This window comes from Sporosarcina limicola, from assembly GCF_014873855.1.
GTDB classification, from domain to species: Bacteria; Bacillota; Bacilli; order Bacillales_A; family Planococcaceae; genus Sporosarcina; species Sporosarcina limicola.
The window spans coordinates 9364-10772 of the sequence record NZ_JADBEL010000053.1; the positions used below are offsets into that span (position 1 = coordinate 9364).

The window sequence follows — 1409 nt, forward strand, 5'->3', positions numbered from 1 at the left end:
GCTTCGCTTATGGAATCAGTCGCTTGTTTCCCTAATTGGTCGCTTCGCTAGTGGGATCAGTCGCTTGGTTGCTTAATTGGTCGCTTCGCTAGCGGGATCAGTCGCTTGTTTCTTTAATTGGTCGCTTCGCTTGTGGAATCAGTCGTTTGTTTGCTTAATTGGTCGCTTCGCTTGTGGAATCAGTCGTTTGTTTGCTTAATTGGTCGCTTCGCTTAATTAATACAAGTCTTTATGATGACGAATCGTAATCCTTTTACTAAAAAAAACCAGTAGGATTCTAATAAGAATCCTACTGGTTTTTTGATTACCTATACCTAGCGATGGATTGGCTTTATGTATGGTTACAAGTTTATATGCGCAAGAGGATTAGCTCCATATTATTCCTCATCCTTGAAGAAAAGCGTAGTCTTTTTTTCATTTTCTACCTATATTGTTCCACAATCGCATCGATTAATAAAAAAACGATTTCATATTACCCTTTATATTCCACAATGATACAAATATAAATTACCTTCATCCAGCTGTCTTGACATCAAAATCATTTTTTCGAACAGCTTAATTACTTCATCTCGATTAAAGACTAATTTTTCATGTTCACGCCCTATCTTGCCTTCTTCGTCATAAAAAAACTTACCCGTGAGTTCAAATGTAGCAGGTGCATTTTTAATAAGGTCCCTCCAAGAGGAAAAAATGTTCAGTAGATCTACTGATGACTGCTTATCAAAAAGCGTTACACCATGATAGTTAATGCCTTGACCATTTGTAGTTCCTCTCAGTCCAGGATTTTTACTATGAATCCATTCTAACGAATCATAAATATATTGAATTAGATCATCATGTATTTCAATGCTATCAATAACATTGTTATTGTTTTCTCTATACATCCAAAAGTCTTTCACATCGGTTGTGTTAGCTATTAGATAAAATTCATGATTCAAGCCTGTATTCTCCCTCCTCAAATATATATGTTTCTATAGGATAAAAACGTCAAAATCTTATGGATTGTAGTAAATCTAAAAGTTTATACTTTAGCCAGGTAATGACCTTGGTGACTGGCGACGTCCATACTCTTACAGGAGGAATTCCCCAATTACCATCAGCGTGCATACGTTCGGGATCTGAAGTGCGATGAGTAGCAAATTTCATACTATTTATTACTTAACCTATATTATAATGAAGACCGCTACAAAACTTGAACTTGATCAAAACATTCATAGGTCCTACAAACCTAACGCCAACTTTCAGATTCTAAAGTCAACTTCACAATTCCAATTATTTCTCTGAAAAATAAAAAAAGCCACTACCTAGTTAGGCAATGACTTTTTTGATGCCTGGCGACGTCCTACTCTTGCAGGGGGAAACCCCCAACTACCATCGGCGCTGAAGAGCTTAACTTCCGTGTTCGGGAT

1 protein-coding gene and 1 rRNA gene are annotated in these 1409 nt (G+C 36.8%); both read right to left on the reverse strand.

The genetic code is table 11. The features are described 5' to 3' along the window. Positions 1–479: 479 nt before the first annotated feature. Positions 480–938, reverse strand: a complete 459-nt coding sequence (locus tag H4683_RS20715; protein WP_192600719.1) for a hypothetical protein — start codon at positions 936–938, stop codon at positions 480–482. A 391-nt stretch (positions 939–1329) separates the two neighbouring features. Beyond that, a 5S ribosomal RNA gene (gene rrf / locus H4683_RS20720) occupies positions 1330–1409 on the reverse strand; the annotation flags it as partial.